At 76.5% G+C, this 2,077-nt stretch carries 4 protein-coding genes; 2 read left to right on the forward strand and 2 right to left on the reverse strand.

Features of this window, described 5'->3' with window-relative positions:
• Positions 1-452, forward strand: a 452-nt coding sequence (locus E9565_RS21760; protein WP_236836712.1) for a DUF4352 domain-containing protein, incomplete at its 5' end; no start/stop codon positions are given.
• Between the two features lie 48 nt (positions 453-500).
• On the forward strand, positions 501-647 hold the full coding sequence (locus E9565_RS21765; RefSeq protein WP_236828868.1) for a hypothetical protein: 147 nt from the start codon (positions 501-503) through the stop codon (positions 645-647).
• On the opposite strand, the gene E9565_RS21770 is transcribed toward E9565_RS21765, so the two are convergent.
• On the reverse strand, positions 644-1,675 hold the full coding sequence (locus E9565_RS21770) for a potassium channel protein (RefSeq protein ID WP_236828867.1): 1,032 nt from the start codon (positions 1,673-1,675) through the stop codon (positions 644-646). The genes E9565_RS21765 and E9565_RS21770 overlap by 4 nt on opposite strands.
• A 34-nt stretch (positions 1,676-1,709) precedes the next feature.
• Positions 1,710-2,077, reverse strand: a 368-nt coding sequence (locus E9565_RS21775) for a glycerate kinase (RefSeq protein WP_236836713.1), incomplete at its 5' end; no start/stop codon positions are given.

The raw sequence follows: 2,077 nt of genomic DNA on the forward strand, positions 1-2,077 counted from the left end.
CCGTGGAGCCGCCCGCCGAACCGCCGCCCGCCGAGCCCGCGCCCGCGCCCGCGGTGGTTGCGCCCGGCGCGTCGGTGGAGGTGGCCGACCCCGCGACCAGCGCAGCGGCCCTCTCGGTCACGCTGGAGCAGGCGGTCGCCGGGGTGTCCTGCGCGGACTCCTCCGTCGTCGCGGGCAACGGCACCCTGGTGGCGGTCCGCATCACCGTGACCACCGGCGCCGACCTCGCCGTCCTCGGTGGCGAGCGCAGCATCTCGCCGGCCGACTTCCGCCTCGTCGCGGACGACGGGTCCGTGGCCACCGGCAGCTCGCCCGCAGGCTTCTGCGACACCGGGGCGGCCGCCTTCCCGGGGGCACCGCTCGCGCCGTCCTCGTCCGTCACCGGCACCGTGGTGCTGGACGTGCCGGCGCAGTCGGGCACCGTGGTCTTCCGCCCGGCGTGGCTGCCCTGAGCCGCCGGTGAGGGAGCGGGGCACGGGGCGCTGCGGCAGGGTGGGGGCATGACGACGCCCTCGGACACGCCGCAGCCGCGCGACATCGCCCTCGAGCAGGAGTCACCCGAGATGGCGGCGTCCCTGGAGGAGCAGAGCGCCCCGCGCGAGGCGCCGCAGGGCGACGAGGGCGACCTCGAGGGCCACCCCTCCTAGGTCCGCGACCCGCCGGTGAGCCGGCGGGCCGGGATGCGCCCGTCGGCGACGTAGTACAGCGTCGTCCCGACGGCCAGCGGGGTGTCCCACGGCGGGCTGACCGCCAGCCCGTCGGGGCCGCGCACCGCCAGCACGGTCGCGCCCCAGGTCGAACCGAAGTGGCGCTGGCACTCGCCGAACGTGCCGTGCGGGAAGCCCGGGGGCACCGTCAGCGAGTAGGTGTTGCGCCCCCCGTGCGTCATCAGCTCGCTGTAGACCTGGGTGATGCCGGGGTCGTTCGCCTCTTCGGTGAGCAGCGAGGGCATGTGCCACTGGACGGCCTGCACCCCGGCGCTCACGTAGCGCAGGGAGTCCCGCCGCTCCAGGTCGCGCAGCGCGGCGACGAGGTGGACCCCCGGGTGGGCGTGCTCGACGGCGACCGCCACGGCGAGGGTCTCGTTGTCGTCCCGGACGTCGACGACCACGGTCCGGGCCCGGGGCACGCACGCCCGCTGCATGACGTCCTCGTGGGCGAGGTCACCCCGGACGAAGTGCACGGCCGGCTCGTCGGGCATCGGGTTCTCCGCGACGTCGTCCCAGGCGCAGAGCGCGACCTGGGTGCGCCCCTCGGCGGTCAGCTCCGCGACGATCCGCTCGGTGCGCCCCGGCCAGTAGCCCAGCAGCACCACGTGACCGGACAGCTCCAGGGGGACCACACCTCTCAGACGCCGGCCCCGCAGCGACTGCAGGGCCTCGGACAGCTGCGTGAACAGCAGGGTCAGGGTCACGATGCCGCCCACGATCACGTAGGCGCCGATCAGCCGGCCGGCGATCGAGCCGGGGAAGACGTCGCCGTAGCCCACGGTCGCGGCGGTGACCAGGAAGTACCACCAGTAGGTGCCCGGCGCGGTGATCGCGCTGCCGGCCGGCTCGGCCAGCGCCATCGCCAGCCAGCTGGACAGGAAGACCGACACCGCGACCGCCAGCGGCAGCCGCCAGCCGCTCAGCCGCAGCCGGACGAACCGGGCGAAGTGCACGAAGAACGGCAACGGGGCTCCAGGGGCGGGATCGGGACGACGCAAGCTACCGCGGCGCGCCCGGCGGCAGGTGGGTGCCGACCACCCGCGCGGCCAGCTCGGCCAGGACCCGCGGGGCCTCGGCGACGCAGCGCCCGAGGTCGGGCTCCACCTCGGTCAGCCCGTGCCCGGCCACGAAACCCGCGGCCCGCAGCCGCTCCGGGGTCAGCCGCACCACGCCGGCCAGCCCCAGGCAGGGCACCCCCGCCGCGGCCGCCCGCGCCACCACCTCCGCCGGGGCCTTGCCGCGCAGCGTCTGCTCGTCGAGCGAGCCCTCGCCGGTGACCACCAGCGCGGCGCCGGCCAGCGCGTCGTCCAGCCCGACCAGGTCGCAGACGTAGCGCGCCCCCGAGCCCACGCCCCGCGCGATCGTCG

Source organism: Blastococcus sp. KM273129 (genome assembly GCF_021698995.1).
Lineage (GTDB): Bacteria > Actinomycetota > Actinomycetes > Mycobacteriales > Geodermatophilaceae > Blastococcus.

Coding starts and splice junctions, on each gene's coding strand:
- E9565_RS21765 (WP_236828868.1), top strand. CDS start 501: ATGACGACGCCCTCGGACACGCCGCAGCCGCGCGACATCGCCCTCGAG.